The organism is Mycobacterium sp. BMJ-28 (assembly GCF_054404835.1).
Genome location: NZ_CM136783.1, coordinates 3,798,189 through 3,824,083, shown reverse-complemented (window position 1 = coordinate 3,824,083; position 25,895 = coordinate 3,798,189). Strand labels below are relative to the sequence as shown.

Genomic DNA, 25,895 nt, shown 5'->3' with positions numbered 1-25,895 from the left:
CGTGTCAATTTGCCAGCAGCAGGATCAGCTGAGACTGGATCTCACCGCAGATGAAGCCGAGCGCGGCGCCCAGCACGACGATGATCCATTCGTCGTCCTTGAACGCCGGGCGCAACAGGTTCTCGTAGGACTGCGAGTCGAGCACCATCATCTTCTCGACCATGACGTTCTCCAGGTCGAGACGCTCCGCGGCGTACTGCTCGATATAGGCCGAAGTCTCCGGCAGCCTCTCGATGATGGAGTCGGCGATCTGGCGTTTCATGTCCTGGTATTGACGGCCGCCGACGGCGCTGATCACCCGGCCCGCGAAACCCATCTGACTGTCGATGGTCTTGCCGATCTCAATCTGCACGATGTCGAAGAACTTGTCCGACATCGGCCCGGTGAGCAGGCTTTCCATGATGGCCTTCGGCGTGAAGATCTCCCGGGCCATCAGGGCCGCGTAACCCTTGATGACCTGTTCGCGTTCGGCCTGGAAGACGCCCTGCCATTTGACGCCGGGGAAGACCGTCTTGCGTTCCAGCGGCCGGAAGATCATCTGCAGCGCAACGTAATCGGTGAGACCACCGGTCAACAGACCGAACAGCGGCAGCGCCAGGTGCCAGCCGGTGACACCGAACACCAGCATCTGCACCAGTCCGATGATGAAGCCGAAGTACAGTCCGGATTTGATCAGGAACTTGAATGCCGGCCGGCCGATGTCCTGGAAGACGTTGTTGAGGGTGGCCTTGTCGCGCACCAGGTTGGTGATGACCATGTGCTTGATGTCGAAGATCTGGTCGACCTGACCGCGGAACTCGGTGAACATCCCACGGGCCGCCGACGGGATGCGGCCCTCGACGTTCTTCACGATGAGGTCTTTGACCTGGTCCGGTGTCGCACGCCAGACCTGCGGCTGGAACGACATCATCATGGTGTCGACGAGTTCGCGGGCGGCATCGCGCAGCGGCTCGCCGAGTTCGGCCACCAGTTCGTCGGGGTCGATCTTGTCGAACAGTTCCTCGGGTTTGAGGATGCCGGAGGTGAGCGAATCCACCGCGACCGCAGCCATTTTCGGAGCTCGTTTGGGGATCTGACCCTGCCAGCCGAGATACGGCTTGATGCCGACGAACTCGACCGGATGGAACATCATCTTCAGGGCGAGGATCTTGGTGACCCAGCCGACGAACGCCGCACCCAGCGGGATGGTGACGTAGACCCACCACGGGTAGGAGAAGGCTTGGTGCATGATCGCGCTCATTTGGCCGCCTCCCACAGTTCGAGCCCCAGATCGCTGATGGCCACGGTTCGGCGGATCACCCGTGCGGCACGCATGCCGCGCCTGGCCCGGCCCAGTGCAATGGTGACGGTGCTGTCGGTGAGCAGCATCTCGTACTCGTCGTACATCGATGAGGCCTCGGGGCCCAGGCGGACCAGACCGAGTGCGAGCATCCGGGTGAGATAAAGCGGCGTGTGTTGGGGAAGCGCGACACCCGATTGCCGTCCCACCGTGGAGGCGTTCTTCAGCACGAACGACGGGGTATTGCCGACCCCGGGTTCGGCGATGTGCAGCGCCGGGTACGGCGAACCGTCCGACAGCGCGGCCAGAATGCGGGCCTCGTCGGGCACCAACGAGTGCAGCAAATTCAGGTAGAGCCCGTCACGGCTGTCGTCCGGGCTGGTGTACATCGACCGGTCCAGCAACGAACGCAACAGCAGCGTCGGGGTGGACGAGGTGTCCTGCTCGGACTGCTCGCTGCCGTTGTCCGACGGCGGATCGAGCTCTTCCAGGTGTTGCCGGACGGCCCGCACGACGGTGCGTTCCACGTCCGCGAGCAGGGGCAAGATCTCATCGGCCCGCGGCGCCTCGTTGACGGTGCGCCCGACCAGCGCCAGCCCGCCGCCGACGAATTGCAATCCGCCGCCCACCAGTTGCCGGCCGGCGGTGAACAGGCCACCCAGGCTCATCCTGCGCACCCCTCCCGCCGTTGCCGCCCGCCGTGTACGGCAGGGCCGCGCGCAACATTGCCAGCAACCACGGGCGAAAGCCTAATTGCCCGCCGTTATCGCGGCGCGTGAATGCACGCACTAATCACAATGCTTATGTGCAGGTCAGGGTGGGGAGCGAGACCGGGTGTGGCTGTGGCCGCTCATTGGGTATGGAGTACCGATGCGGGTTGCCACTTTCAACATTCTTCATGGGCGCACACCGGGCGGCGGTGTCGACATCGACACCTTCGCGCGTTGCATCCGGGCGCTCGATGCCGACCTGCTGGCCCTGCAGGAGGTGGATGTCGACCAGCCGAGATCCGGGCGGGCGGACTTGACGGCCGTCGCCGCCGAGGCGATGGGCGCGGTGGCCCAGCGCTTCGCGGCCACCATCTCCGGCACCCCGGGCGCGGTCTGGGCGGCGGCCACCGGCGTCGAGCAGCCGGGCACCACCGCCTACGGCGTGGCGTTGCTGTCGAGGTATCCCGTGCACGAATGGCATGTGGCTTATCTGCCCCGCATCCCGTTCACGTTCCCGATGTACCTGCCCGGACCGAATCGAGTGATGATGGTGGACGAGGAGCCGCGCGCCGCGCTCGCCGGCTGCTTCGACACCCCGATGGGGCGGTTCACCGCGGCCAGTACCCACCTCAGCTTCGTGCCCGGCTGGAATCGCTATCAATTGCGACGACTGTCCCGCGACCTCGCGGTGTTCCCGGGGCCGAGGCTTCTGATGGGCGATCTCAACCTCGCCCCTTCTCCGGCGCGGAGATGGTCCGGACTGCGCCCGCTGGGCACCGGGCAGACCTTCCCGGCGGGTCGGCCGTCGCGGCAACTGGACCATGTGCTGACCGATCACCCGTACCTGCGGGCCCGCGAGTGCCACACACCGGAAATGGCGGTGTCCGATCACCGGCCACTGGTGCTGGACCTCGAACTGACGGCAAATCCGTTGTCCGCATGCCGAACACGCGAAACCGAAGGGGAAAACTGACGGGCCGAGGCCGCCGGCGGTGAAAGTCAGTGCGGGAAGGTGAGAATCAGTACGATCACCGCCACCGCGATCACCGCCCAAGCGGCCAACGGGACCAGCACGCCACCGCGTCGGCGGGCGGTGACGAATGACGCCACCACCGCCAGTCCCGCGACGGCGGGCACCCCGTACTGAATGAGGGTGAACCCTAGTGTGTTCAGACTTGCGCAATCGGGCGCGCTGCAGCCCGCGGTGCCGAGTATCTGCATATATGCGAACCCGACCACCGCGGCCGCAGCCGGGATGGTCGCCACGGCGAGCACCCAGTTGAGGACGGGTGACTTGTCGGTCGACCTGGTCGACGTACTGGATGACGCCATGGCTCCCTCCCTAGCTGACGAAATTACTTCCAGACCAACAGATCCTGGCCACCGTCGTTGTAGACCACACTCTCGGGTGCGGGACCGGTGACATCGAAGTAGATCTTGCCGGTATTACTGGCCCCGGCCTGTAGCGGCGTCGGATTGACACCGGACGGGGTTGGCGCGGGCACCGCACGGTAGTTGGTACCGGCGGCCGAACGCGCGTTGAAGTCGGTCACCACGGGCGTCGCAGTGCCCGCAACGGCCTGCACCGTCGCGGTGGCTTCATACAGCTTTCCGGTCACCGGGACAGGCAGGGTGTCGGTGCTGGGATGCAGGCCATCGACGGTCCACGCGGTCACGGTGCCGCCGGCGTCGATCTTCTGCTGGTTGCCGTAACTTTCGCTGGCCGGCGCGGCCCCCGCCGACGCGGCAGTCACGACTGCAAGCGACACGGTGGCGAAGGTGGTTCCGGCGACTCCGGCGATTGTTTTGGCACGCATGATTTTCCTCTCCGTTTGGGGTTCGGACAGCACAGGACTACCCGGGTCCACGAAGAGGGAAACGTCAGAGGTCGCGTTCCCAGGTCCAGTGGGTGATGGCCGGGTCGTCCTCACCGTGCTCGCGGGTATAGCGGGTGGCGGCCAGGCGTGCGTCGACCATCTCCTGGCGCAGTTCCGCGGCGGCACTGCCCAGACCGGGTACCCGGTCTATGACATCGATCACGAGGTGGAACCGGTCCAGGTCGTTGAGCATCACCATGTCGAACGGTGTGGTGGTGGTGCCGCGCTCTTTGAAACCGCGCACGTGCAGCTGGTCGTGGTTGGCGTGCCGGTAGGTCAGCCGGTGGATCAGCCATGGATAACCGTGATAGGCGAAGATGATCGGCTTGTCGGTGGTGAACAATGCGTCGAACTCGTGATCGGGCAGCCCGTGCGGGTGCTCGGATTCGGGTTGCAACCGCATGATGTCGACGACGTTGACCACCCGGACCCGCAGATCGGGTAGGCGGCGGCGCAGGATGTCGGCGGCGGCCAGGGTTTCCAGCGTGGGGACGTCTCCGGCGCAGGCCAGCACCACGTCGGGTTCGCCCGAACCGCTACCGGCCCATTCCCAGATGCCCGCCCCGCGGGTGCAGTGCGCGATCGCCTCATCCATGGTCAGGTACGTCGGTGCGGGCTGCTTGCCCGCCACGATCACGTTGACGTAGTGCCTGCTGCGCAGGCAGTGCTCTGCAACCGACAGCAGCGTGTTGGCGTCGGGCGGCAGGTACACCCGGACCACCTCGGGCCTCTTGTTGGCGACGTGGTCGATGAAGCCGGGATCCTGATGCGAGGCACCGTTGTGGTCCTGGCGCCAGACATGCGATGTCAGAAGGTAATTGAGCGAGGCCACCGGACGACGCCAGGGCAGACGCGAACTGCTGCTCAACCATTTGACATGCTGATTCAACATCGAATCGACGATATGCACGAAAGCCTCGTAGCAGCTGAACAATCCGTGCCGGCCGGAGAGCAGATAGCCCTCCAGCCAGCCCTGGCACAGATGCTCGGACAGCACTTCCATCACCCGTCCGGTCGGTGCGAGGTGCTCGTCGTCCTCGGTGGTCTCGGCCAGCCAGGCCTTGTCGGTGGCCTCGAACACCGCCGACAGTCGATTGGAGGCCGTCTCATCGGGACCCATCAACCGGAAATTGTCCGGGTTGCGGGTGATCACATCGCGCAGATAGGTACCCAGCACCCGGGTGGCCTCCGCGGATTCGGTGGCCGGCTGCGGTACCTCGACCGCGTAATCGCGTATCGACGGCAGATCCAGATCCCGTAGCAGCACACCGCCGTTGGCGTGTGGATTGGCGCCCATTCGGCGGGTGCCGAGCGGGGCCAGGGCCCGCAGTTCGGGCCGCAGCGCGCCCGCGTCGTCGAACAACTCCTCCGGCCGGTAGCTGCGCAGCCAGGTTTCTAGCGCGGCCAGGTGGTCGGCGTTGGTCCGGGTCTCGGACAGCGGCACCTGATGGGCGCGCCAGGTGCCCTCCACCTTCACCCCGTCCACCTCGGCGGGTCCGGTCCAGCCCTTGGGCGTGCGCAGGATGATCATCGGCCACACCGGCCGGCCGGTCTCGCCGTCGATGCGTGCGGCCCGCTGGATGGCCGCGATCTGGTCGAAGGCATCGTCCAGTGCGGATGCCAGTTGCTGGTGCACATTTGCCGGATCGTCACCGGCTACGGTGATCGGCAGATAACCGTATCCGGTGAACAGTGATTCCAGTTCCTGCTGCGGAATACGGGCCAATACCGTCGGATTGGCGATCTTGTAGCCGTTGAGGTGCAGGATGGGCAGCACCGCACCATCGTGGACCGGATCGAGAAACTTGTTGGAGTGCCAACTCGCCGCCAGTGGCCCGGTCTCGGCCTCACCGTCGCCGACGACGGCCGCGACCACCAGATCCGGATTGTCGAACGCGGCGCCGAACGCATGCACCAGCGCGTACCCGAGCTCGCCGCCCTCATGGATCGAGCCGGGCGTCTCGGCCGCCACGTGGCTGGGAATGCCGCCGGGAAAAGAGAACTGCCGGAACAGTTTTCGCAACCCTTCGGTATCCTCGCCGATCCCGGTGTACACCTCGCTGTAGGTGCCCTCCAGATAGGTGTTGGCCACCAGACCCGGACCGCCGTGCCCGGGACCGGCGACGAACACGACATCGCAGTCTCGATCCCGGATCACCCGGTTGAGGTGCGCGTACAGCAGGTTCAGGCCCGGCGTGGTGCCCCAGTGTCCCAGCAACCGCGGTTTGACGTGTTCGGGGCGTAGCGGTTGGCGCAGCAGCGGATTGTCCAGCAGGTAGATCTGGCCCACCGACAGATAATTGGCGGCGCGCCAGTACGCATCGAGACGCGCGAGTTCGGCATCGGAGAGCGGGGCGATGGTGGTCATAGATACCGGTGTACCCGTTTACCCAACGCAGGCGAAAGGGGATTACGTCCCTACGTTCACCGGTCCGACACCCCAGATGTCGTCGCAGTACTCCGTGATCGCCCGGTCGGAGGAGAACTTGCCGCTGCGGGCGGTGTTGAGGATCGACATCCGGGTCCAGCTCGCGGTGTCCTGCCAGGCGGCACCGACCCGGTCCTGGCACGCCACGTACGCCGTGTAGTCGGCCAGCACCAGGAACGGGTCGTCGTGGCGCAGATTGTCCACCAGCGGGCGGAACACGTCGGTGTCGCCGTGCGAAAACCGTCCGGAGGCAATCAATTCCAGGGCCGCCGCGAGTTCGGGGTCGGCGCAAAGATAGTCGCCGGGCCGATACCCGTCGGCCTTGAGCCGGGCGACCTCGGACTCATTGCACCCGAACAGGAAGAAGTTCTCCGCGCCCACCTCGTCACGCATCTCCACGTTCGCACCGTCCAGCGTGCCGATGGTCAGCGCGCCGTTGAGCATGAACTTCATGTTGCCGGTGCCCGAGGCCTCCTTGCCCGCGGTGGAGATCTGCTCGGACAGATCCGCGGCCGGATAGATCAGGTGGGCGCTGCGCACGTTGAAGTTCGGGATGAACGCGACCTTGAGGAAGCCGTTCACCTCGGGGTCGGCGTTCACGGTCTCGGCCACGGCGTTGATCAGCTTGATCATCCGCTTGGCCATGAAATAGCCGGGCGCGGCCTTGCCGCCGAAGACGAAGGCCCGCGGGGTGATCGACAGCCCCGGGTTCTGCTTGAGCCGCTGATACAGCGTGATGATGTGCAGCACGTTGAGATGCTGGCGCTTGTACTCATGGATGCGCTTGACCTGGATGTCGAACAACCAGTCGGGGTTCAGGTCGACACCGGTAGTGGACCGGACATAGTCCGCCAGCCGGGCCTTGTTGGCGCGTTTGACCGCATGCCAGCGGTCCTGGAAGGCCGCGACATCGGCGAGGGGTTCCAGGCCACGCAGCCGGTCGAGGTCCGTCAGCCAGCCCTGTCCGACGGTCTCGTCGAGCAGTGCGCGTAGGCCGGGGTTGGCCAGTGCCAGGAAGCGGCGCGGCGTCACTCCATTGGTCTTGTTCGAGAAGCGTTCCGGCCAGAGTTCGTAGAAGTCTTTGAGCACACTGGATTTCAGCAACTCCGAATGCAGGGCGGCGACACCGTTGACGGCGTGGCTGCCGACGGTGGCCAGATGCGCCATCCGCACGCTTTTGCCGTTGTCCTCGCCGATCAGCGACATCCGACGCAGCCGGTCGGGGTCGCCGGGGAACTTGTCGGCGACCTCGTCGAGGAACCTGCGGTTGATCTCGTAGATGATCTCCAGGTGCCGCGGCAACGACTCGCCGAACAGGGTCAGCGGCCAGGTCTCCAACGCCTCCGGCAACAAGGTGTGGTTGGTGTATCCGAACGTGGCGACGGTGATCTCCCACGCCGCGTCCCAGTCCAGATGGCGCTCGTCGACCAGCAGGCGCATCAGTTCGGCGACGCCGATGGACGGGTGGGTGTCGTTGAGTTGCACGGCGAACCGCTCGGGCAGCTCGTGCACCGAGACGTCGGCGAGGTCGTCGACGATGTGCAGGATGTGCTGCAGCGAGCAGGATACGAAGAAGTACTGCTGCAGCAGGCGCAGCCGTTTGCCGACATCCGGCTCGTCGTTGGGGTAGAGCACCTTGGTGACGGTCTCGGAGTTCACCTCGTCCTCGACGGCCTTGTAGTAGTCCCCGGTGTTGAAGGCATCCAGCGCGAAGGACTGCACGGCTCGCGCGCTCCACAGGGTGAGTACGTTGCAGGTCTTCACGCCGTAGCCCTGGATCGGGGTGTCGTAGGCAACGCCCTTGATCACCCGGCCCGGCACCCAGCGCACCCGGCCGTCACCGGCGTCGTCGCGGTAGTGCTCGGTGAACCCACCCCAGCGGACCAAGTAACTGACATCGGGTTTGGCGATCTCCCAAGGGTTTCCGGCGGCCAGCCAGTTGTCGGTCTTCTCCACCTGCCAGCCGTCGTGGATCTCCTGGTCGAAGATGCCGAACTCGTAGCGGATGCCGTACCCGATGGCCGGGCGCGCCAAGGTGGCCAGCGAGTCGAGATAACAGGCGGCGAGCCGGCCCAGGCCGCCGTTGCCGAGGCCGGGTTCGGACTCGCAGGCCAGCACCTCCTCGATGTCCTGGCCGAGCTCGGTGAGCGCGGCGCGGGCCGCGGACTCGATGCCGAGGTTGAGCAGGTTGGCACCCAGTTGCGGGCCCATCAGGAATTCCGCGGACAAATAGCAGGTGACCTTGCGGCCGAGATCCAGCGAGGTCTGGGTGGAGGCAACGCGGTTGTCCTGCATGCGGTCCCGCACCGCCAGTGCCAGCGCCCGGTAGTAGTGTTCCGGCCGCAGCGCGGCGGCCGGCCGGCCCACCGAATAGCGCAGGTGATCGTTGATGGCCCGCCGCAGGGCGTCGGCGGACAGGCCGGTGCGGCTGTGTTCGTAACTGGGCGCGGGCGCGACGACGTCGGTCATGGGCCGAAGTCTGGCATCCGTGTGCGCGCAATGGGCGTCGGCCCGGTGAACGGATATGAGACGCTGCGGGTATGTCCGGTGTACCCGAGCTTGTCGACGTCCTGCCGCAACACCGCATCGACGAAAACGCACTGGCCCGGTACCTGAGCGCGCACGGTATCGAAGGGCCGCTGGACATCCACCAGTTCCAGGGCGGGCAGAGTAATCCGACCTTCCACTTGCGCACGGCGGCAGGGGAATTCGTGTTGCGTAAGAAGCCGCCCGGGGTTCTGTTGCCGCGCGCGCACGACGTCGGGCGGGAGTATCGGGTGATGGCGGCGCTGGCCGGTTCCGATGTGCCGGTGCCCGCGATGCGGCTGATGTGTGAGGACGCCGAGGTGATCGGCACGCCGTTCTTCGTGATGGACCATGTGCCCGGCCGGGTCTTCCCCGATCGGGTGCTGCGCGACGGCACTCCGGCCGAGCGGGCAGCGGTGTACGAGGATCTGGCCCGGGTGCTGGCCCGGTTGCACGGCGTGGACTGGCGGGGGGCCGGCCTGGGTGATTTCGGGCGGCCCGACGGTTACCTGGCCCGTCAGGTCGCGCTGTGGACCCGGTCGTGGGAGGCGGTCAAGGTCGAGGAATGCCCGGACATGGACCGGCTGGCGAGCTGGCTGCCCGCACACCTGCCGCCCGATGAGCGGGCCACCATCGCACACGGCGACTATCGGCTGGGCAACGTGCTGCTCCATCCGACCGAGCCGCGCATCGTGGCGGTGCTGGATTGGGAGCTGGCCACCATCGGGCATCCGCTGGCAGACCTGGGCTATGCCGCGATGACGTATCACCTGCCGGGTGACGATGATCCGTTGACCGGGGTGGCCGGCGAAGAGCTGGCAGGCACCGGCATCCCGACCGAAGCCGAGTTCGTGGCGAGCTACTGCCGGCACGCCGGCATCGAGGTGCCCGCAGAGCTGAACATCTACGTCGTCTTCTCGATGTTCCGGCTGGCCTCGATCGTGGCGGGGGTGTGGCGACGCGGTTTGGACGGCAACGCCGCCGACGCCAGGGCCGGGACCGACCTGTTCCGCAATCGGTACCGCGGCCTGGCCGAACGCGCGTGGGCGCTGGCCGGCGGGGTGTGAATTCAGCCCATCTGGTAGTAAAGTTCTGGCCTAACGAGAATTGCATTCTTCAAAACGGATAGGGTCCTCTCATGGATGTTCGGCTCACGACTGAGCAGCAACAGCTCCGGGATGCGGCCGCCAAGCTGGCCGACGATCTCGGGCCTGGTGCGGTCGGCGAGCTGGACGACGCCGGACGGGTGGCGCGGCTGGAGAAGACCGTCGCGGCCACCGGCTGGCGGTCGCTGCGCTCTGACGGCGCCTCCGGTGTCGAGGTGGCCCTGGTGGCCGAGGAGTTCGGCCGCCGCCTGGTCGACGTGCCGTTCCTGGGCCCGGTGCTCGCCGACGACCTGGCGCAGCAGGACGCGACCATTGTCGTCGGCGGCGCCGCCCCCGATGCGCGCGGCGCGGAACGGGGCGTGCTGCTCGACGGCACCGCGATCTCCACCGTGGCGCTCGACGCCGCGGCCCCGGGCGTGGATCTGACCCGCTGGCGGGCGCCGGTGACCGGCGTGGCCACCCCGGCAGGCGAACTCGACGACGACAAGGCCGCGCGCGCACATGCGCTGGCGCTGACGGTGACCGCGGCCGACATCCTCGGCGCCGCCCGCGGCGCCTTCGATCTGGCGACCGATTACGCCAAGGTGCGCGAACAGTACGGCAAGGCGATCGGCTCGTACCAGGCCGTCGCACACCTGCTCGCCGAGAGTCTGGTCCTGATCGAGGGATCCATCAGCATCCTGCGGTACGCGGCCTGGGCGGTGGACGAGGAGGACCCGCAGGTGGCCCTGGAGGCGGCGAAGGTGGCGAAGGTGTACTGCGCGAAATCCGCCCACACCGTGTGCGAGACGGCCATTCAGGTGCACGGCGGTATCGGCAACACGTGGGAATGCCTGGCGCACGTGTACCTGCGCCGGGTACTGGTGTCCACCGGTCTGTGGCCGGTGTCGTTGAAGGAGATCTCCGTTGGACTTTCGTGACTCGGCCGACGAAGCGGCCTTCCGTGCGCGGCTGCGCGCCTGGCTGACCGAACAGGCACCGAACTTCCCGAAATCCACCGAGGAGTACTGGGCCCGGCAGGGGGAGTGGCACCAATCGCTGCATGCGGCAGGGTTTTTCGGCGCCACCTGGCCCAAGGAGTTCGGCGGTCTGGAGCTGCCGCCGGTCTATGACGTCATCGTCGACGAGGAACTGGCCCGTGCCGGCGCCCCACCGCGGCCCAGCCTGGGCTACCTGGTGACCGGTTTGGGAAGGCACGCCAGCAAGGAAGTCCAGCAGCGTTTCCTGCCCGGCATGATCGACGGCACCGAACGCTGGTGCCAGGGTTTCTCCGAACCGGGCGCCGGCTCGGATCTCGCGTCGCTGACCACGACGGCCACCCTCGACGGCGACGAGTACGTGATCAACGGTCACAAGATCTGGACAAGTTACTCCGACGTCGCCGACTGGTGCCTGCTGCTGGCCCGCACCGACAAGACCGTGCCGCGGCACAAGGGTATTTCGGCTTTCCTGGTCAACATGCACCAGCCCGGTATCGAACAGCGGCCGCTGAAGATGATCAACGGTGTCAGCAACGAGTTCGGCCAGGTGCTGTTCGACGGCGCCCGGGTACCGGCCGGCCAGATGGTCGGCAACCCCGGTGACGGCTGGGCGCTGGCGATGACCGTCGTCGGTCACGAACGCGAACCGTCCACCCTCGGTTACGCCGCGCGGTATGAGAAGACGGTGAACCAGCTGGCCCGCCGCAGTGCCGGCAGCGACGAATTGGCTTGGGCCACAGTGCAGGTACAGGTGCTGCGCCAGCACGTGCGGCGCCGGTTGTCCGAACAGCTCGACGGTATCTCGCACGGCCCGGAAGGCTCCATCGACAAGCTGCTGATGACGTGGGTCGAGCAGTCCGTCGGGCATGCGGTGCTGGCACAGACCGGAACAGAGGATCCCGACCTGTTCAGCACCTATCTCTACAGCCGGTCCCAGAGTGTCATGGGCGGCACCTCTCAGATCCAGAAGAACATCATCGCGGGCCGAATCCTCAGAATGGCGGTTTGACATGTACGACATGCCCAACGAGATCCAGGTCGAGGCCGACGGCCCGCTGCGCATCATCACGCTGAACCGGCCCGAGGAACTCAACGCCGTCAACGACGATCTGCATGTGGGTCTGGCGCGGATCTGGAATCGGCTCAGCCTGGATCCGACCGCCAGGGTCGCGGTGATCACCGGTGCAGGTAAGGCGTTCTCGGCCGGCGGCGACTTCAACTACATCAAAGAGCTCAGCGAGGACGTCGAGCTGCGCACCAAGACCATCATCGACGGCCGTGAAATCGTGATGGGTATGGTGCGTTGCCGGATCCCGGTGCTCGCGGCGGTGAACGGCCCCGCGGTGGGCTTGGGCTGCAGCGTGGTCGCGTTGTCCGACATCGTGTACATGGGGGAGAAGGCCTTTCTGGCCGATCCGCATGTGCAGGTGGGACTGGTGGCCGCCGACGGCGGCCCGCTGGTCTGGCCGATGCAGATGAGCATTCTGCAGGCCAAGGAGTACGCGCTGACGGGCGCCCGGATCCCGGCGCAGAAGGCCGTCGAGCTCGGCCTGGCCAACCACGTGGTCGCCGACTCGCTCGCGGAGGCACTCGGTGCGGCCAAACGGATCCTGGAACTCCCGCAGAAGGCCGTCGAGAGCACCAAGCGCATCCTCAACATGCAGTTGGAACGCCAGGTGCAGATCACCCTCGATTACGCGACCACCGCCGAAGAGCTGACGTTCGGCACCCCCGAGCTGAAGGCCAACATCGAACGGCTGCTGCAAAGCAAGTAGCGCATAACGTCTTTCGGCGCGGCCTATACTCACGCGATGAGCATCAGATTGTGGTTCGCGTGCGTGGGTGTGACCGGTGCGCTCGCCGCTCCGATGCTGGTGGCCGTTCCGGCGCACGCCGACGTGTGCGGCAGCGTCGGCGGTAGGCGCGGGCATGTCAGCGTCGGCGGGTGCACCGATATCGCCGGGGCCATCGCGGACTGGGCGCCACCGCCGTCGGAATATGCGCCGCTGCCCGAGGACTTCGATGCGCCGCCACCGCCGCCACCGATCGGGTCCAACGTCAGCGTGTGTGGCAACGTCGGTGGACCGCGCGGCCGGGTCAGCGTGAGCGGTTGCACCTGAGCCCCGGCTACACGGCCGACAGATATCGCTTGGTGATGATCCGTTGCGCCACAGCGGTGATGGGCCCGCCGAGCTTGCTCCACCAGGTGCCGTGCCGGGAGAAGGCGATGACTTCCGCGTACACGGTGTCGGTGCCCGGGTCGTAGCGCACGGTGAACAATTCCTCGCCGGATTCGGGATGCCCGGGCAGGGTGCCGTAGGCGAACCCCCGGCGGTTCTGCTCGGCCAGGAGGTACACCACCCGGCACGGTGCGCGCAGCGGGCCGAATCCGACGACCACTTCGGCGCCGACGGTGGCGGTATCGCCGTCCGCCCGCACCAGCACCCCGGCTCCGCGCTGCATGCCCCAGTGCATGACGGCATCGGCGGCCTCATCGAAACGGGCCCGGCCGTGACCGATCGGCGCCACCACGTGCACGTGGTGATAACCGGCGGGCAGCGGGCCCTTCGTCGCGCCGATCTCGGAATAGGTCAGGTCCGCCACCGCACCACTATGGCAGTCAGGTGGGTGCGGCGGTACGGAACCTGTCGCGATACGCCTTCGGCGACAGTCCCAGCTGGGTGACGAACACCCGCCGCAGCGTCTCCGCGCTGCCGAACCCGGCGATCTGCGCGGCGTCGGCCACGCTGTGACCGGCATCCAGCGCACCCCGCGCGGTATCGATCCGGACCTTCTCCACATATCGTGCCGGCGTGGTGCCGAGCTCGGCCTGGAACAGTCTGGTCAGCTGCCTGGTGCTCAAAGCCGCCACGGCCGCAAGGTGTTTCACGCTGTGGTCGGCGCCCGGGTCGGCGGCGATGGCGGCGGTCACCGCCCGCAACGCCGACTCCTGAGGTGGATCGGCCTCGACCAGTGCCGAGAACTGCGACTGGCCGCCGGCACGTTTGAGATAGACCACCAGCGAGCGTGCGACCGAGCGCACGAGCCCGGCGCCATGATCCTGTTCGACCAGGGCCAGCGCCAGATCGATCCCCGCGGTGACGCCCGCGGAGGTGTACACGTCCCCGTCCCGCACGAAGATCGCATCGGGTTCGACACTGATCTGCGGGAATGCGTGGGCCAGCAGCGTGACGTGCCGCCAGTGGGTGGTGGCCCGCCTGCCGTCGAGCAGCCCCGCGGTCGCCAGGATGAAGGCGCCGGTGCAGATCGAGGCCAGCCGGCCGGTACGAGCCGGCACCTTACGGACGGCATCGACCAGTGCGGGATCGATGGGTCGTCCGACCAGGTTGTCCCCACCCGCGACCAGCACGGTGTCGGCGGATTCGACGGCGTCCAGCCGGTCGGTGACGGCGAACGGAGTGCCGATCGAGGTGGTCACGTCCTGACCGTCGGGTGAGGCGATCCGGATCTTGTACCGGGCGCCGAATCTGTTGGCTTCGGCGAACACCTCGGCGGGACCCACGGCATCGAGCAGCTTCACACCGTCGAAGACGACGATGACCACCTCGCGCGCTGCCACCCCTCCATTGTGTCGCATTCTGTGGGAAAGACGGCAGAACGGTCAGGTCCGCGGCCGCTCCGTCGGGCCGAGACTCGAGGGCAGAGAGCCAGAAAGGCTCGCAGATCAAGGAGTTTCGACCATGACCGACTTCATCGCAGAATCCACCGCCGGCACGATCGCCGACATCGTCATCCCCGATACCGCACTGGTTCGCGACGTCACCGCCTATATCCGCGATACCGAGGACGACCTGCTGTACCACCATTCGCGCCGGGTGTACCTGTTCGGCGCCCTGCACGCCCGACGTCGTGGCCTGGCGCCAGATTTGGAGCTGCTCTACACCGGCGCGATGTTCCACGACATCGGCCTGACCGACGGCTACCGCGACTCGCAGCTGCGCTTCGAGGTCGACGGGGCCGACGCGGCCCGCGACTTCCTGCTGCAGCGCGGCATCGACGCGGCGTCGGCCAAGCTGGTGTGGCTGGCCATCGCGTTGCACACCACGCCGGGGGTGCCGGAATTCCTGGACCCCGAGGTCGCCTTGGTCACCGCGGGTGTCGAGACCGACGTGCTCGGTATCGGGCGTGAGCTGTTATCACCGGCACAGATCGCGGCCGTCACCGCCGCGCATCCGCGGCCCGATTTCAAGAACCGGATCCTGCAGGCATTCGCCGACGGCAACCTGCACCGGCCGGAGAGCACGTTCGGCAATGTCAACGCCGACGTGCTCGCGCACTACGACCCGTCGTACTGCCGCGGCGACTTCGTGGAGATCATCCGCAACAACACCTGGCCCGAATGACGGATCTTGACGGGTGCTGGCGGCAACCGTATTGTTGCCGCCATCACATTTTGAAACGTTTCAACAAGGATGGCCATGGCGGAGAACCGGACGCAACGGGTGTGCTTCCTGCTGCAGCTGCGCCGTGACCGGGTGGCCGACTATCTCGACGCCCACCAGGTGGTGTGGCCCGAAATGCTCGACGCGCTCAGCGATGCGGGCTGGCGCAACTACTCACTGTTCGTCCGGCCCGAAGACGGTCTGGTGGTGGGCTATCTGGAGACCGACGACTTCGCCGCGGCCCAGGAACGGATGGCCCGCACCGACGTGAACGCGCGCTGGCAGGCCGGCATGGCCCAGTTCTTCCAGGCCGGAAGTCCAGATGCCGGTATCGCCCCGCTCACCGAGTACTTCCACCTCGTCTGACCAGGAGTCACATGAAAATCGGAGCACGGTCCACCACCGGCTGGCGCGCGACCATCTCGGTCGCCATGTCCAACTACATCGAAGCCGGGTCGATCATCGCCATCGCGACGAGCCTGGGCTTCTGGCAGACCGAGTTCGGCCTCAGCAATTTCGCCGTCGGCCTGCTGGCGGCGTTGAGCGCCAACGCTTTCGGCGCGGCCATCGGCGCCGTGCTGGGCGGCCCACTGTGCGACCGATTCGGCCGCAAGGCGATTTACACCTACGACCTGCTGGTGTACATGGCCGGAGTCTTGCTGGCCGCCTTCGCGGTGAACTTCGCGATGCTGCTGACCGCCTTCGTGATCACCGGGATCGCGGTGGGCGCCGGGGTGCCGGCCTCGTGGACCTACATCGCCGAGCAGGCGCCGTCGGCCGACCGCGCCAAACACGTCGGCACCGCACAGCTGGCCTGGTCGGTGGGGCCGTTGATCGGCTTCGCGCTGGCCGCCGGGCTGGCGCCGCTGGGCCTGCTGGGTTCCCGACTGATCTTCGGCCACCTGTTCGTCGTCGCCGCGGTGGTCTGGTGGGTCCGGCAAGGTCTGGCCGAATCGCAGATCTGGAAAGATGAGGGCGCCGGCGAAACGTCTTCGCTGGCAAGCACCGTCGGCAGCCGCGGCCTGCGTGGCCTGTTCTCCCGCAAGGTCAACATCACCGCGCTGCTCTTCCTCGGCGGCATCTACCTGTTCTGGAACACGGTGGCCGGCCAAGCCGGCATCTTCATGCCGCGGGTGTACGACACCGCCGGCCTGCACAGCCCGATAGCGCAGAACCTGTTGCAAGTCCTGGTCTGGGGCGCCACCGTGGCCTCGACCTACTTCGGCTTCATGCGCTACGCCGACCGGATGAGTCAGCGGTTGCTGTATGTGATCGGTGCGGCGCTGGGCATCATCGGCTGGATCGTGCTGGTGGCCTTCACCGACGGTGGTGTGCCGACCATGCTGGTGTTCGCGGTGCTGTGGGGTGTCTCGTCCGGCATCGGCGCGCAGGCCTTCTACAGCCTTTGGGCCAGTGAGCTTTTCGCCACCCCGTACCGGGCCAGCGCGCAGGGCGTGATGTTCTTCGTGGTGCGCACCGCCACCGGTCTGCTGAGCTACTTCTTCCCGACCCTGCTGGCCGCCACCGGGTTGACCACCGTCGGCATCCTGCTGGTCGTGCTGCTCACCGTCGCCCTGCTGATCGGCGCCGTCTGGGCTCCGCAGACCCGCGGAAAGACCTTGCAGCAGATCGAGGTCGAGCGCTACGGCGCGCACATCTGCCCGTCCGCCCCCGTCGAGAGGACCGCGGTATGAACCTGCACCCACTGCTGGACAACCTAGCCATCGAGCTTCCGTCCTGGGCATTCGGCAACTCCGGTACCCGGTTCAAGGTGTTCGGTACCCCGGGCACCCCGCGCACCATCGAAGAGAAGATCGCCGACGCGGCGACCGTGCACCGGCTGACCGGGCTGGCGCCCGCGGTGGCCCTGCACATCCCGTGGGACACCGTCGACGACTACACCGCACTCGGCGCTCATGCCGCCGCGCAGGGGGTGCGGTTGGGGACCGTCAACTCCAATACGTTCCAGGATGACGACTACAAGTTCGGCAGCCTCACCCACACCGACAAGTCGGTGCGGCAGAAGGCCATCGATCATCACCTGGCCTGTATCGAGATCATGGACGCCACCGGGTCGCGGGACCTGAAGATCTGGTTGGCCGACGGCACCAACTATCCCGGCCAGGGCGATATCCGCGGCAGGCAGGACCGGTTGGCCGAATCGCTGGCGACCATCTACCAGCACATCGGTGCAGATCAGCGAATGGTGCTGGAATACAAGTTCTTCGAGCCCGCCATGTACATGACCGACGTGCCGGACTGGGGCACCTCCTATGCTCAGGTGAGCGCGCTGGGGGAGCGGGCGATGGTGTGCCTGGACACCGGGCATCACGCGCCGGGTACCAATATCGAGTTCATCGTCGCCCAGTTGCTGCGGCTCGGGAAGCTCGGATCGTTCGACTTCAATTCCCGGTTCTACGCCGACGACGACCTGATCGTCGGCGCGGCCGACCCGTTCCAGCTGTTCCGGATCATGTACGAGGTGATCCGTGGCGGCGGGCTGGATCCGGGCTCGGGCGTCGCCCTGATGCTGGATCAGTGCCACAACGTGGAGGCCAAGATCCCAGGCCAGCTGCGGTCGGTGCTCAACGTGCAGGAGATGACAGCCCGGGCCCTGCTGGTCGACACCGAAGCGCTGACGGTCGCCCAGGAGGACGGTGATGTACTGGGCGCCAATGCGATCGTGATGGACGCCTTCTACACCGACGTGCGTCCCGCGCTGGCCCAGTGGCGTGCCGACCGTGGCCTACCCGGCGACCCGATGGCCGCCTTCGCCGCCTCCGGTTACCAGGACACCATCAACGCCGACCGCATCGGCGGAACCCAATCCTCGTGGGGAGCATGAGCATGACCAACAGCACAGTCGCGGATCTGATCGCCCGGTCCAACCGGCTCGGCGCGGACCCCAAGAACACCAACTATGCCGGCGGCAACACGTCGGCCAAGGGGCTGGACACCGATCCCGTCACCGGCACGCCGGTGGAACTGTTGTGGGTCAAGGGTTCCGGCGGTGATCTCGGCACGTTGACCGAGGACGGACTGGCCGTGCTGCGGCTGGACCGGGTACGGGCACTGGTCGACGTCTACCCCGGCGCCGACCGCGAGGACGAGATGGTCGGCGCCTTCGACTACTGCCTGCACGGCCGCGGCGGCGCCGCACCCTCGATCGACACCGCCATGCACGGCCTGGTCGAGGCCGCGCACGTCGACCACCTACACCCCGACGCCGGCATCGCGCTGGCCACCGCCGCCGACGGCGAGGCACTGACCAAGCAGATCTTCGGCGACCGGGTGGCCTGGGTGCCGTGGCGCCGCCCCGGATTTCAGCTGGGCCTGGACATCGCCGAGATCCAGAAGCGCAACCCACAGGCCATCGGCACCATCCTGGGCGGCCACGGCATCACCGCATGGGGCGCGACATCGGCCGAGGCGGAGGACCATTCGCGGGAGATCATCGAGACCGCCGAACGCTATATCGCCGAACACGGCCGGCCCGCCCCGTTCGGCCGGCAACTACCGGGCTTCGGCGCCCTGCCCGCAGGGGAGCGCCGCGCCAGGGCCGCCGCGCTGGCCCCGTTCATCCGGGGGCTGGCCTGCACCGACCGGCCCCAGGTCGGCCACTTCACCGACGATCCGCGGGTGCTGGAATTCCTTGCCGGCGACGAACATCCGCGGCTGGCGGCGCTGGGCACCAGTTGCCCCGACCACTTTCTGCGTACCAAGGTCAAACCCATGGTGCTGGACCTGCCCACCGAGGCGCCGCTGCAGGACTGCAAGGACCGGCTGACCGAACTGCACGAGGCCTACCGCGCCGACTACCAGGCCTACTATGACCGCCACGCTGATCCCGCCACGCCCGCCATTCGGGGCGCCGACCCCGCCATCGTGCTGGTCCCCGGAGTGGGCATGTTCAGCTACGGCAAGGACAAGCAGACCGCCCGGGTGGCCGGCGAGTTCTACCTCAACGCCATCAACGTGATGCGCGGCGCCGAGGCGATCTCCAGCTACGCCCCCATCGATGAATCGGAGAAGTTCCGCATCGAATACTGGGCGCTGGAAGAGGCCAAGCTGGCCCGGATGCCCAAACCCAAGCCGCTGGCCACCCGTATCGCCCTGGTCACCGGTGCGGCCTCGGGCATCGGCAAGGCCATTGCCACCCGGCTCGCGGCCGAAGGTGCGTGCGTGCTGATCGCCGACCTGGATGCCGAAAAGGCAAGCGCGGCAGCGCAAGAGATCGGTAACTCCGATGTCGCGATCGGGATCGCCGCCGACGTCACCGACGAAACGGCCGTGCAGGCCGCGGTCGACGCATGTGTACTGGCGTTCGGCGGTATCGACCTCGTCGTCAACAACGCCGGACTGTCGCTGTCCAAATCCCTGCTGGACACCACGGTCGCCGACTGGGATCTGCAGCACAACGTGATGGCCCGCGGGTCGTTCCTGGTGTCCAAGGCCGCCGCCCGCGCGCTGATCGAGCAGAAGCTCGGCGGCGACATCCTCTACATCTCGTCCAAGAACTCGGTGTTCGCCGGGCCCAACAACATCGCCTACTCGGCGACCAAGGCCGATCAGGCGCACCAGGTCCGGCTGCTGGCCGCCGAACTCGGCGAGCACGGCGTGAAGGTCAACGGCATCAACCCCGACGGTGTGGTGCGCGGCTCCGGGATCTTCGCCGGTGGCTGGGGCGCCAAACGTGCCGCGGTATACGGGGTCGCCGAGGAGGATCTCGGCCAGTTCTACGCACAGCGCACCCTGCTGAAACGGGAAGTGCTGCCCGAGCACATCGCCAACGCCGCTTTCGCGCTGTGCACGTCGGACTTTTCCCACACCACCGGTCTGCATGTGCCGGTGGACGCGGGCGTCGCCGCCGCCTTCTTGCGGTGATGAAGGGTCAGGTCGCCGCCGTCGATCTCGGCGCCACCAGTGGCCGGGTGGTCCTCGGCGAGGTGGCGGCCGATCGGCTTCACATGCGCACGGTGGCCCGGTTCAGCAATGATCCGGTGACCATCTGGAATGGGGAACGACTGGCCCTGCACTGGGATCTGCCCGGGCTCTACGGCCATGTGCTGGACGGGCTGGCCCGGGCCGGGCGCGAATCCGACGGGCTGGCCGGTATCGGCGTCGATTCCTGGGCGGTCGACTACGGGCTGCTGCGCGAGGGCCGGTTACTGTCGGTGCCGCATCACTACCGGGACACCCGCACACAGCGGGGCGTCGCCCTGGTGCACGAACAGATCGGACCGGCCGAACTGCACGCCCGCAACGGGTTACAGTTCCTGCCGTTCAACACCGTCTACCAGCTGGCCGAGGAACGGGCGCACGGGTTGCTGGATCAGGCCGACACCGTGCTGCTGATCCCGGATCTGCTGACCTACTGGCTGACCGGGCAGCGGGTGGCCGAGCGCACCAACGCCTCGACCACCGGGCTGCTCGGCCTCGACGGAAGTTGGGATACGCCCCTGATGTCCCGGCTCGGGTTGTCGCCCAGCCTGTTTCCCGAGATCGTCGACGCCGGCAGCAGCCGCGGTCGGGTGCTTCCCGGTCTGGGCTTCGATGCCGAGGTGGTGTCGGTGGCCTCCCATGACACGGCATCCGCCGTCGCCGCCATCCCGATGGATGCCTGCGGGTCCGCGTACATCTCCTGCGGCACCTGGGGATTGGTCGGGCTGGAACTGGCCGGCCCGGTGGTCACCGAGGCCGCCCGCGCGGCGAACTTCAGCAATGAGGCCGGTGCGGACGGCCGGAATAGATTCCTGCACAACGTGATGGGATTGTGGCTGCTCAGCGAGACCCTGCGGCAGTACGAACGGGACGGCCACGGTGCCGATCTCGTCGAACTGCTGGCCCGGGCCGCCCAGGCTCCGGCGCCCCGGCAGGTGTTCGATACCGAGGATCCGGGTTTCCTGCCGCCGGGGGACATGCCCGCGCGGATCGCCGGGTGGTACCGCGAGCGCGGGCTGCCGGTGCCCGACGGCCCGGCCCAGACGGTGCGGGCGATCCTGGAAAGCCTGGCTGCGGCGTTCGCTTCGGCGGTGCGCACGGCGGCGCACCTGTCGGGGACCCGGGTGCACACCGTGCACATCGTGGGCGGCGGATCGCAGAACGACCTGCTGTGCCAGCTGACCGCCGACCGGCTCGGTCTGCCGCTGCTGGCCGGGCCCGTCGAGGCGACCGCGCTGGGGAACATCCTGCTCACCGCGCGGGCGCAGGGACTGATCGGTGGGGGTCTGGACGAATTGCGGCAGCGGGTGGCGCACTGGTTTCCGCCGCGCCGGTACGTTCCGCGCACGGATCGGGCCACCGTGATGGTGTGATGTCCAGGTGGTGAGTATGCGGGAAGTCGCCGCCGCGGCCTCGGTGTCCGTCGGCACGGTGTCCAACGTGCTCAATGCGCCGGACAAGGTCGCGCCCGCGACGGTGGCGCGCGTTCAGGCGGCCATCGACGACCTCGGATTCGTGCGCAACGACGCGGCCCGTCAGCTCAAGGCCGGCCGGTCCCGCAGCGTCGGTCTGGTGGTGCTGGACATCGGCAACCCGTTCTTCACCGATATCGCCAGGGCGGCCGAGCGCCGCGCCGGCGAACACAACCTCACCGTGCTGCTGGGTACCTCCGACGACGACGACGGCCGCGAACGCGCCTATATAGACGCCTTCGACGAGCAACGGGTGTACGGACTGCTGGTGTCGCCGGTGGGCGAGGATCTGCGCCGGCTGATCGCGCTGCATGGCCGGGGCACACCGGTCGTGCTGGTCGACCGGGACGGCAGCGGCACACCTTTCGACTCGGTGGCGGTCGACGATGTGGCGGGCGCGCGGCTGGCGGTGGCCCACCTGTGCGCGACGGGCCGGCGACGGATCGCGTTCGTGGGCGGCCCTGGCACGCTGCGCCAGATCCGGGATCGGCGCCGCGGCGCCGCCGAGGCGGTCGCGGAAACCCCTGGCGCACAGTTGGAGTGCATCGACACCCCGAGCCTGAGCGTGCTGGCCGGCCGCGCCGTGGGGGAGCGGTTGCGGGAACGGGCCGCCGCGCAACGCCCGGATGCGGTGTTCTGCGCCAACGATCTGCTGGCCATCGGTGTGCTGCAGGCGCTGACGCTGATGGGTGGTCTGCGGGTGCCCGAGGACATCGCGCTGGTCGGCTACGACGATATCGACTTCGCCCGCTCGGCGGTGGTGCCGCTGACCTCGGTACGCCAGCCCACCGCCGACATCGGTGCCACCGCGGTGGATCTGCTGGTGGCCACCTCCGTCGGCGGCGCCCACCCGGAGCCCAAACATGTGCTGTTCCAACCGGAATTGGTCATCCGGGCGTCAACCGGCCACGGCATCAACGGGGACAGAACGGCCCGAGGATCTGCTGGCAGTTCTCCCGGGTGATCAGGCCCGGCGGCGGCGGTGGGGGCGGCGCAGGCGGGATGTCGCCCTCGAAGATGTTCTGCGCGACGTTGCCCTGCCCGTGGTAGACGTACCAGTAGGTGTGGCAGATGTTGGCGTCCCAGACCACCGGGTTCACCCGGAGGTTGCCGGTCTGCACCGCAGGGTCGCCCGGGCACCAGTGACACGGTCCCTCGGGGTGGTCGTTGGGGCAACCGGGCCAGGCGTCGAGCGGCATCGGAGCGGCGGGCCGGGCCTCGGCGGTACCCGCGGTCAGGCCCAGGCCGGCCGCGGCCAGGCCGCCGGCCATCAGTGCGGTGGTCGCAATCCGGAGCATGTTCATGGCAGGAGCGTGCGGCCGACCTCTTGGCGAAGTCTTGGAACGCTATGCCACGATCAGCACGTCCAGCGTCCGCGGCCCGTGCACACCCTCCACCCGCTGCAGTTCGATATCGCTGGTGGCACTCGGCCCTGAGATGAACGTCAGCGGCCGCGCGGGGTCCAGCGCGGCGAAGCCCTGTGGCACGGTGTCCACGATCTGGTCCACCCGCACCACGCAGATGTGGTGATCGGGCACCAGGGTCAATGCCCGCCGGCCCTGGGCGAATCCGGCGTCCAGCACGATGGTGCCGGTGGCGGCGATGCCGACCGCGCACCCGGTGAGCACGGCGTCGGCGCGGTCCAGCGCAGCGACATCCAGCGCGGGCGCATCCGCGACGGTGCGTACGCCGGTCACCCAGTCGGCGGGCAGATCGGCCGGAATCACCACCGTGGCCGACGGGTCCAGGAGTGCACGCACGGTCGCGGCGATGTCCGCGGTCCGGTGCACCCGGGCCCGGTACTCGGCGACCGCCTCGGCGAAACGTTCGACATCCGCGGCGCCGGTGAGCGGCCCGTGAGCGTAATCACGTGGCACCACAACGTGTTCAGGGGGTGCCACGGCCAGCGCCGACCGGATCCGGCCCAGCACCGCTGATCGGGAGTCACTCATGTCGCGCCTCCGTGGGTGCGTTCCCACCACTGCCGGAACGTCTCCTTCGGCGGCTCGGGGATATCCCGGCTGCCGGTCCATTTCGACGCCGGCCAGGGTAGCGCGCCGATGCGGTGATCCTTGTCCGCGATGAGCCGGCCTACGCCGAGGGTCTTCTCGGCCAGGGCGAAGCGGCCGGGCGAGGACATCGCCCAGCCCGCGGCCTTCATCGCCAGATCCTGCCCGCCCGGGATGCCGCCACGCTCTCGATCCACCTGCTCGGCGCGCAGATGCACCAGGATGGACGGGATGTCGATGAGCACGGGGCAGGCCTCGAAGCACGCACCGCACAACGAGGACGCATACGGCAGGCTGGCATTCGGGTCGTCGTGACCGGTGGTGCCGGTCAGCTGCGGGGACAGGATCGCCCCGATCGGACCGGGATACACCGAACCGTAGGCGTGTCCGCCGGTGCGCTTGTAGACCGGGCACACGTTCAGGCAGGCGCTGCACCGGATGCAGTGCAGCGCAGCGCGTCCCACCTCGTCGGCCAGCACCCGGGTGCGGCCGTTGTCCAGCAGCACCAGATGGAACTGCTGCGGGCCGTCGCCCGGGTGCACTCCGGTCCACATGGACGTGTACGGGTTCATCCGCTCGGCGGTCGAGGACCGGGGCAGTAGTTGCATGAACACCTCCAGGTCCGCGAACGTCGGGATGACCTTCTCGATCCCCATCACGGTGATCAGGGTTTGCGGCAGGGTCAGACACATCCGGCCGTTGCCCTCGGACTCCACCACCGCGAGCGTGCCCGTCTCGGCCACACCGAAATTCGCGCCACTGACGGCGACCCGTGCGGTGAGGAACTTACGGCGCAGATGGGCGCGGGCCGCCATCGCCAGCACTCGCGGTTCGTCGGTGAGTTCGCCGGCATCGGGCATCTCGCGGGTGAAGATCTCCCGGATCTCGGCGCGGTTGCGGTGGATGGCGGGTACCAGGATGTGGCTGGGTTTGTCATGGCCGAGTTGGACGATCAGCTCGGCGAGGTCGGTTTCGAACGCCGCGATGCCTTCGGCCTCCAGGTGTTCGTTGAGCCCGATCTCCTGAGTGGCCATCGACTTGACCTTGACCACCTCGTCGGCGCCGGTCTCCCGGATCAGCGCGGTGATGATCTCGTTGGCCTCGTCGCCGTCACGGGCCCAGTGCACCACGCCGCCGTGTGCGGTGACGTTGCGCTCCAACTCTTCCAGCAGTTCGGGCAGTCTGGCCATGACGTCACGCTTCAACGCGCTGCCGGCCGCGCGCAGTTCCTCCCAGTCCTCGCATTCGGCCACTGCGGCAAGGCGTTTGGCCCGGATGGTGGCGGTGGCGTAGCCGATGTTGCGGCGCAGCTGGGCGTTGCCGAGCGCGGTGCGCGCCGCCTGCGGGAACGGTTGGTCACCGCGCAGGTTGCCGACGCCGGGGGTGCCGAGGAAGGTCACGACTCGCTCCGGCCGGCCAGGATCTCGGCGAGGTGCACGGTGCGTACCCCGGCCCGCAGCCGGCTCAGACCGCCGCCGATGTGCATCAGGCACGACGAATCACCGGCGCTGCACACCTCGGCGCCGGTGTCCAGGATGTGGGTCATCTTGTCGGCCAGCATGGCGGTGGAGGTGTCGGAGTTCTTCAGCGCGAAGGTGCCGCCGAAACCGCAGCACGAGTCGGCCGAGGGCAACTCGATCAGCGTCAGGCCGCGGACGTTGCGCAGTAGCCGCAGCGGCTTGTCCCCGACGCCGAGCATGCGCAACGAGTGACACGTCGGGTGATAGGTGACGCGGTGCGGGTAGTAGGCGCCGACGTCGTCGACACCGAGTACGTCGACGAGGAACTCGGTCAGTTCGTAGGTGCGGGCCGCCAGGGCCTCGGCGCGTGCGGCCAGCGCGTCGTCGCCGGCGCGGCGGGCCACCATGGCGTGTTGATGGCGCACCGAACCCACACAGGATCCCGACGGTGCGACGACGGCTTCGCAGCCCGCACCCTCGAAGACCTCGACGTGGTGGCGCACCACCGCGGTGGCTTCCCGGAGGTATCCGGTGTTGATATGCATTTGGCCGCAACAGGTTTGGCCGGCCGGGAACACCACCTCGTGGCCGAGTCGCTCCAGTACGGCGACGGTGGCGATCGCAGCGGGCGGCAAGAGTGCATCCGCCAGGCAGGTCGCGAACAGGGCGATTCGCATGACTTCCTCAGGCTACCGCCGGCGTTG

The 25,895-nt window shown here is 67.6% G+C and carries 25 protein-coding genes; 13 read left to right on the top strand and 12 right to left on the bottom strand.

The annotated features are described in order from the left end of the window. Positions 1–4: 4 nt before the first annotated feature. The gene (locus ACXPWS_RS18880) at positions 5–1,240 is read right to left on the bottom strand and encodes a DUF445 domain-containing protein (protein ID WP_458708127.1); all 1,236 of its coding nucleotides are present in this window, start codon (positions 1,238–1,240) and stop codon (positions 5–7) included. Then, complete coding sequence (locus ACXPWS_RS18875; protein WP_458708126.1) at positions 1,237–1,947, bottom strand: Abi-alpha family protein; 711 nt, start codon at positions 1,945–1,947, stop codon at positions 1,237–1,239. Before ACXPWS_RS18875 ends, ACXPWS_RS18880 begins: the two co-directional genes overlap by 4 nt. Before the next feature lie 202 nt (positions 1,948–2,149). Between ACXPWS_RS18875 and ACXPWS_RS18870 the strand changes: the two genes are divergently transcribed. Continuing rightward, positions 2,150–2,962: an endonuclease/exonuclease/phosphatase family protein gene (locus tag ACXPWS_RS18870; protein ID WP_458708125.1), complete on the top strand. Its 813-nt coding sequence runs from the start codon at positions 2,150–2,152 to the stop codon at positions 2,960–2,962. A 26-nt stretch (positions 2,963–2,988) separates the two neighbouring features. Here ACXPWS_RS18870 and ACXPWS_RS18865 read toward each other — a convergent pair whose 3' ends face one another. The 4 genes from ACXPWS_RS18865 to ACXPWS_RS18850 form a co-directional block, all read right to left on the bottom strand. Then, positions 2,989–3,321 carry a hypothetical protein gene (locus ACXPWS_RS18865; RefSeq protein ID WP_458708124.1) on the bottom strand — a complete coding sequence of 111 codons (333 nt, stop codon included), beginning with the start codon at positions 3,319–3,321 and terminating at the stop codon, positions 2,989–2,991. A 23-nt stretch (positions 3,322–3,344) separates the two neighbouring features. Next, positions 3,345–3,806 (bottom strand): MPT63 family protein, encoded by a 462-nt coding sequence (locus ACXPWS_RS18860; RefSeq protein ID WP_458708123.1) that lies wholly within the window; start codon positions 3,804–3,806, stop codon positions 3,345–3,347. 64 nt (positions 3,807–3,870) lie between these two features. Continuing rightward, on the bottom strand, positions 3,871–6,234 hold the full coding sequence (locus ACXPWS_RS18855; protein WP_458708122.1) for a phosphoketolase family protein: 2,364 nt from the start codon (positions 6,232–6,234) through the stop codon (positions 3,871–3,873). 42 nt (positions 6,235–6,276) lie between these two features. Further along, a complete protein-coding gene (locus ACXPWS_RS18850; protein ID WP_458708121.1) occupies positions 6,277–8,763 on the bottom strand; it encodes a glycogen/starch/alpha-glucan phosphorylase in 2,487 nt (828 codons plus the stop codon). A gap of 71 nt (positions 8,764–8,834) precedes the next feature. Here ACXPWS_RS18850 and ACXPWS_RS18845 point away from each other — a divergent pair, with 71 nt between their 5' ends. The 5 genes from ACXPWS_RS18845 (at position 8,835) to ACXPWS_RS18825 (ending at position 13,026) form a co-directional block, all read left to right on the top strand. Further along, positions 8,835–9,887: a phosphotransferase family protein gene (locus tag ACXPWS_RS18845; protein WP_458708120.1), complete on the top strand. Its 1,053-nt coding sequence runs from the start codon at positions 8,835–8,837 to the stop codon at positions 9,885–9,887. 71 nt (positions 9,888–9,958) lie between these two features. Continuing rightward, the gene (locus ACXPWS_RS18840) at positions 9,959–10,846 is read left to right on the top strand and encodes an acyl-CoA dehydrogenase family protein (protein ID WP_458708119.1); all 888 of its coding nucleotides are present in this window, start codon (positions 9,959–9,961) and stop codon (positions 10,844–10,846) included. After that, positions 10,833–11,915, top strand: coding sequence for an acyl-CoA dehydrogenase family protein (locus ACXPWS_RS18835; RefSeq protein WP_458708118.1), 1,083 nt, complete (start codon positions 10,833–10,835; stop codon positions 11,913–11,915). The genes ACXPWS_RS18840 and ACXPWS_RS18835 overlap by 14 nt, the downstream gene beginning before the upstream one ends. A gap of 1 nt (position 11,916) precedes the next feature. Continuing rightward, positions 11,917–12,681: an enoyl-CoA hydratase/isomerase family protein gene (locus ACXPWS_RS18830; protein WP_458708117.1), complete on the top strand. Its 765-nt coding sequence runs from the start codon at positions 11,917–11,919 to the stop codon at positions 12,679–12,681. Between the two features lie 36 nt (positions 12,682–12,717). Further along, positions 12,718–13,026, top strand: a complete 309-nt coding sequence (locus tag ACXPWS_RS18825; protein WP_458708116.1) for a hypothetical protein — start codon at positions 12,718–12,720, stop codon at positions 13,024–13,026. A 7-nt stretch (positions 13,027–13,033) separates the two neighbouring features. On the opposite strand, the gene ACXPWS_RS18820 is transcribed toward ACXPWS_RS18825, so the two are convergent. Next, positions 13,034–13,510, bottom strand: coding sequence for a DUF1990 domain-containing protein (locus ACXPWS_RS18820; protein ID WP_458708115.1), 477 nt, complete (start codon positions 13,508–13,510; stop codon positions 13,034–13,036). Between the two features lie 16 nt (positions 13,511–13,526). After that, a complete protein-coding gene (locus tag ACXPWS_RS18815) occupies positions 13,527–14,504 on the bottom strand; it encodes a GlxA family transcriptional regulator (RefSeq protein ID WP_458708114.1) in 978 nt (325 codons plus the stop codon). Between the two features lie 103 nt (positions 14,505–14,607). Here ACXPWS_RS18815 and ACXPWS_RS18810 point away from each other — a divergent pair, with 103 nt between their 5' ends. The 7 genes from ACXPWS_RS18810 (at position 14,608) to ACXPWS_RS18780 (ending at position 22,686) form a co-directional block, all read left to right on the top strand. Then, complete coding sequence (locus ACXPWS_RS18810; RefSeq protein WP_458708113.1) at positions 14,608–15,270, top strand: HD domain-containing protein; 663 nt, start codon at positions 14,608–14,610, stop codon at positions 15,268–15,270. Positions 15,271–15,345: 75 nt separating this feature from the next. Then, on the top strand, positions 15,346–15,675 hold the full coding sequence (locus tag ACXPWS_RS18805) for an L-rhamnose mutarotase (RefSeq protein WP_458708112.1): 330 nt from the start codon (positions 15,346–15,348) through the stop codon (positions 15,673–15,675). A gap of 11 nt (positions 15,676–15,686) precedes the next feature. Next, positions 15,687–17,003, top strand: coding sequence for an MFS transporter (locus ACXPWS_RS18800; RefSeq protein WP_458708111.1), 1,317 nt, complete (start codon positions 15,687–15,689; stop codon positions 17,001–17,003). After that, positions 17,000–18,154, top strand: coding sequence for an L-rhamnose isomerase (gene rhaI, locus ACXPWS_RS18795; protein ID WP_458708110.1), 1,155 nt, complete (start codon positions 17,000–17,002; stop codon positions 18,152–18,154). The genes ACXPWS_RS18800 and rhaI overlap by 4 nt, the downstream gene beginning before the upstream one ends. A gap of 2 nt (positions 18,155–18,156) precedes the next feature. After that, positions 18,157–20,193 (top strand): bifunctional aldolase/short-chain dehydrogenase, encoded by a 2,037-nt coding sequence (locus ACXPWS_RS18790; RefSeq protein WP_458708109.1) that lies wholly within the window; start codon positions 18,157–18,159, stop codon positions 20,191–20,193. After that, positions 20,193–21,623: a rhamnulokinase gene (locus tag ACXPWS_RS18785; RefSeq protein WP_458708108.1), complete on the top strand. Its 1,431-nt coding sequence runs from the start codon at positions 20,193–20,195 to the stop codon at positions 21,621–21,623. The genes ACXPWS_RS18790 and ACXPWS_RS18785 overlap by 1 nt, the downstream gene beginning before the upstream one ends. Before the next feature lie 16 nt (positions 21,624–21,639). Next, the gene (locus tag ACXPWS_RS18780) at positions 21,640–22,686 is read left to right on the top strand and encodes a LacI family DNA-binding transcriptional regulator (RefSeq protein WP_458708107.1); all 1,047 of its coding nucleotides are present in this window, start codon (positions 21,640–21,642) and stop codon (positions 22,684–22,686) included. On the opposite strand, the gene ACXPWS_RS18775 is transcribed toward ACXPWS_RS18780, so the two are convergent. From ACXPWS_RS18775 to ACXPWS_RS18760, 4 genes are read right to left on the bottom strand one after another with little or no spacing between them, the layout of a single operon-like run. Beyond that, positions 22,637–23,026, bottom strand: coding sequence for a hypothetical protein (locus tag ACXPWS_RS18775; RefSeq protein WP_458708106.1), 390 nt, complete (start codon positions 23,024–23,026; stop codon positions 22,637–22,639). The two genes, ACXPWS_RS18780 and ACXPWS_RS18775, sit on opposite strands and share 50 nt — an antisense overlap. A gap of 42 nt (positions 23,027–23,068) precedes the next feature. Then, positions 23,069–23,674, bottom strand: coding sequence for a LutC/YkgG family protein (locus ACXPWS_RS18770; protein ID WP_458708105.1), 606 nt, complete (start codon positions 23,672–23,674; stop codon positions 23,069–23,071). Continuing rightward, positions 23,671–25,131 (bottom strand): LutB/LldF family L-lactate oxidation iron-sulfur protein, encoded by a 1,461-nt coding sequence (locus tag ACXPWS_RS18765; RefSeq protein ID WP_458708104.1) that lies wholly within the window; start codon positions 25,129–25,131, stop codon positions 23,671–23,673. Before ACXPWS_RS18765 ends, ACXPWS_RS18770 begins: the two co-directional genes overlap by 4 nt. Beyond that, entirely contained in the window at positions 25,128–25,868 is a 741-nt protein-coding gene (locus ACXPWS_RS18760; RefSeq protein WP_458708103.1) for a (Fe-S)-binding protein, read from the bottom strand. The genes ACXPWS_RS18765 and ACXPWS_RS18760 overlap by 4 nt, the downstream gene beginning before the upstream one ends. Positions 25,869–25,895 lie beyond the last annotated feature (27 nt).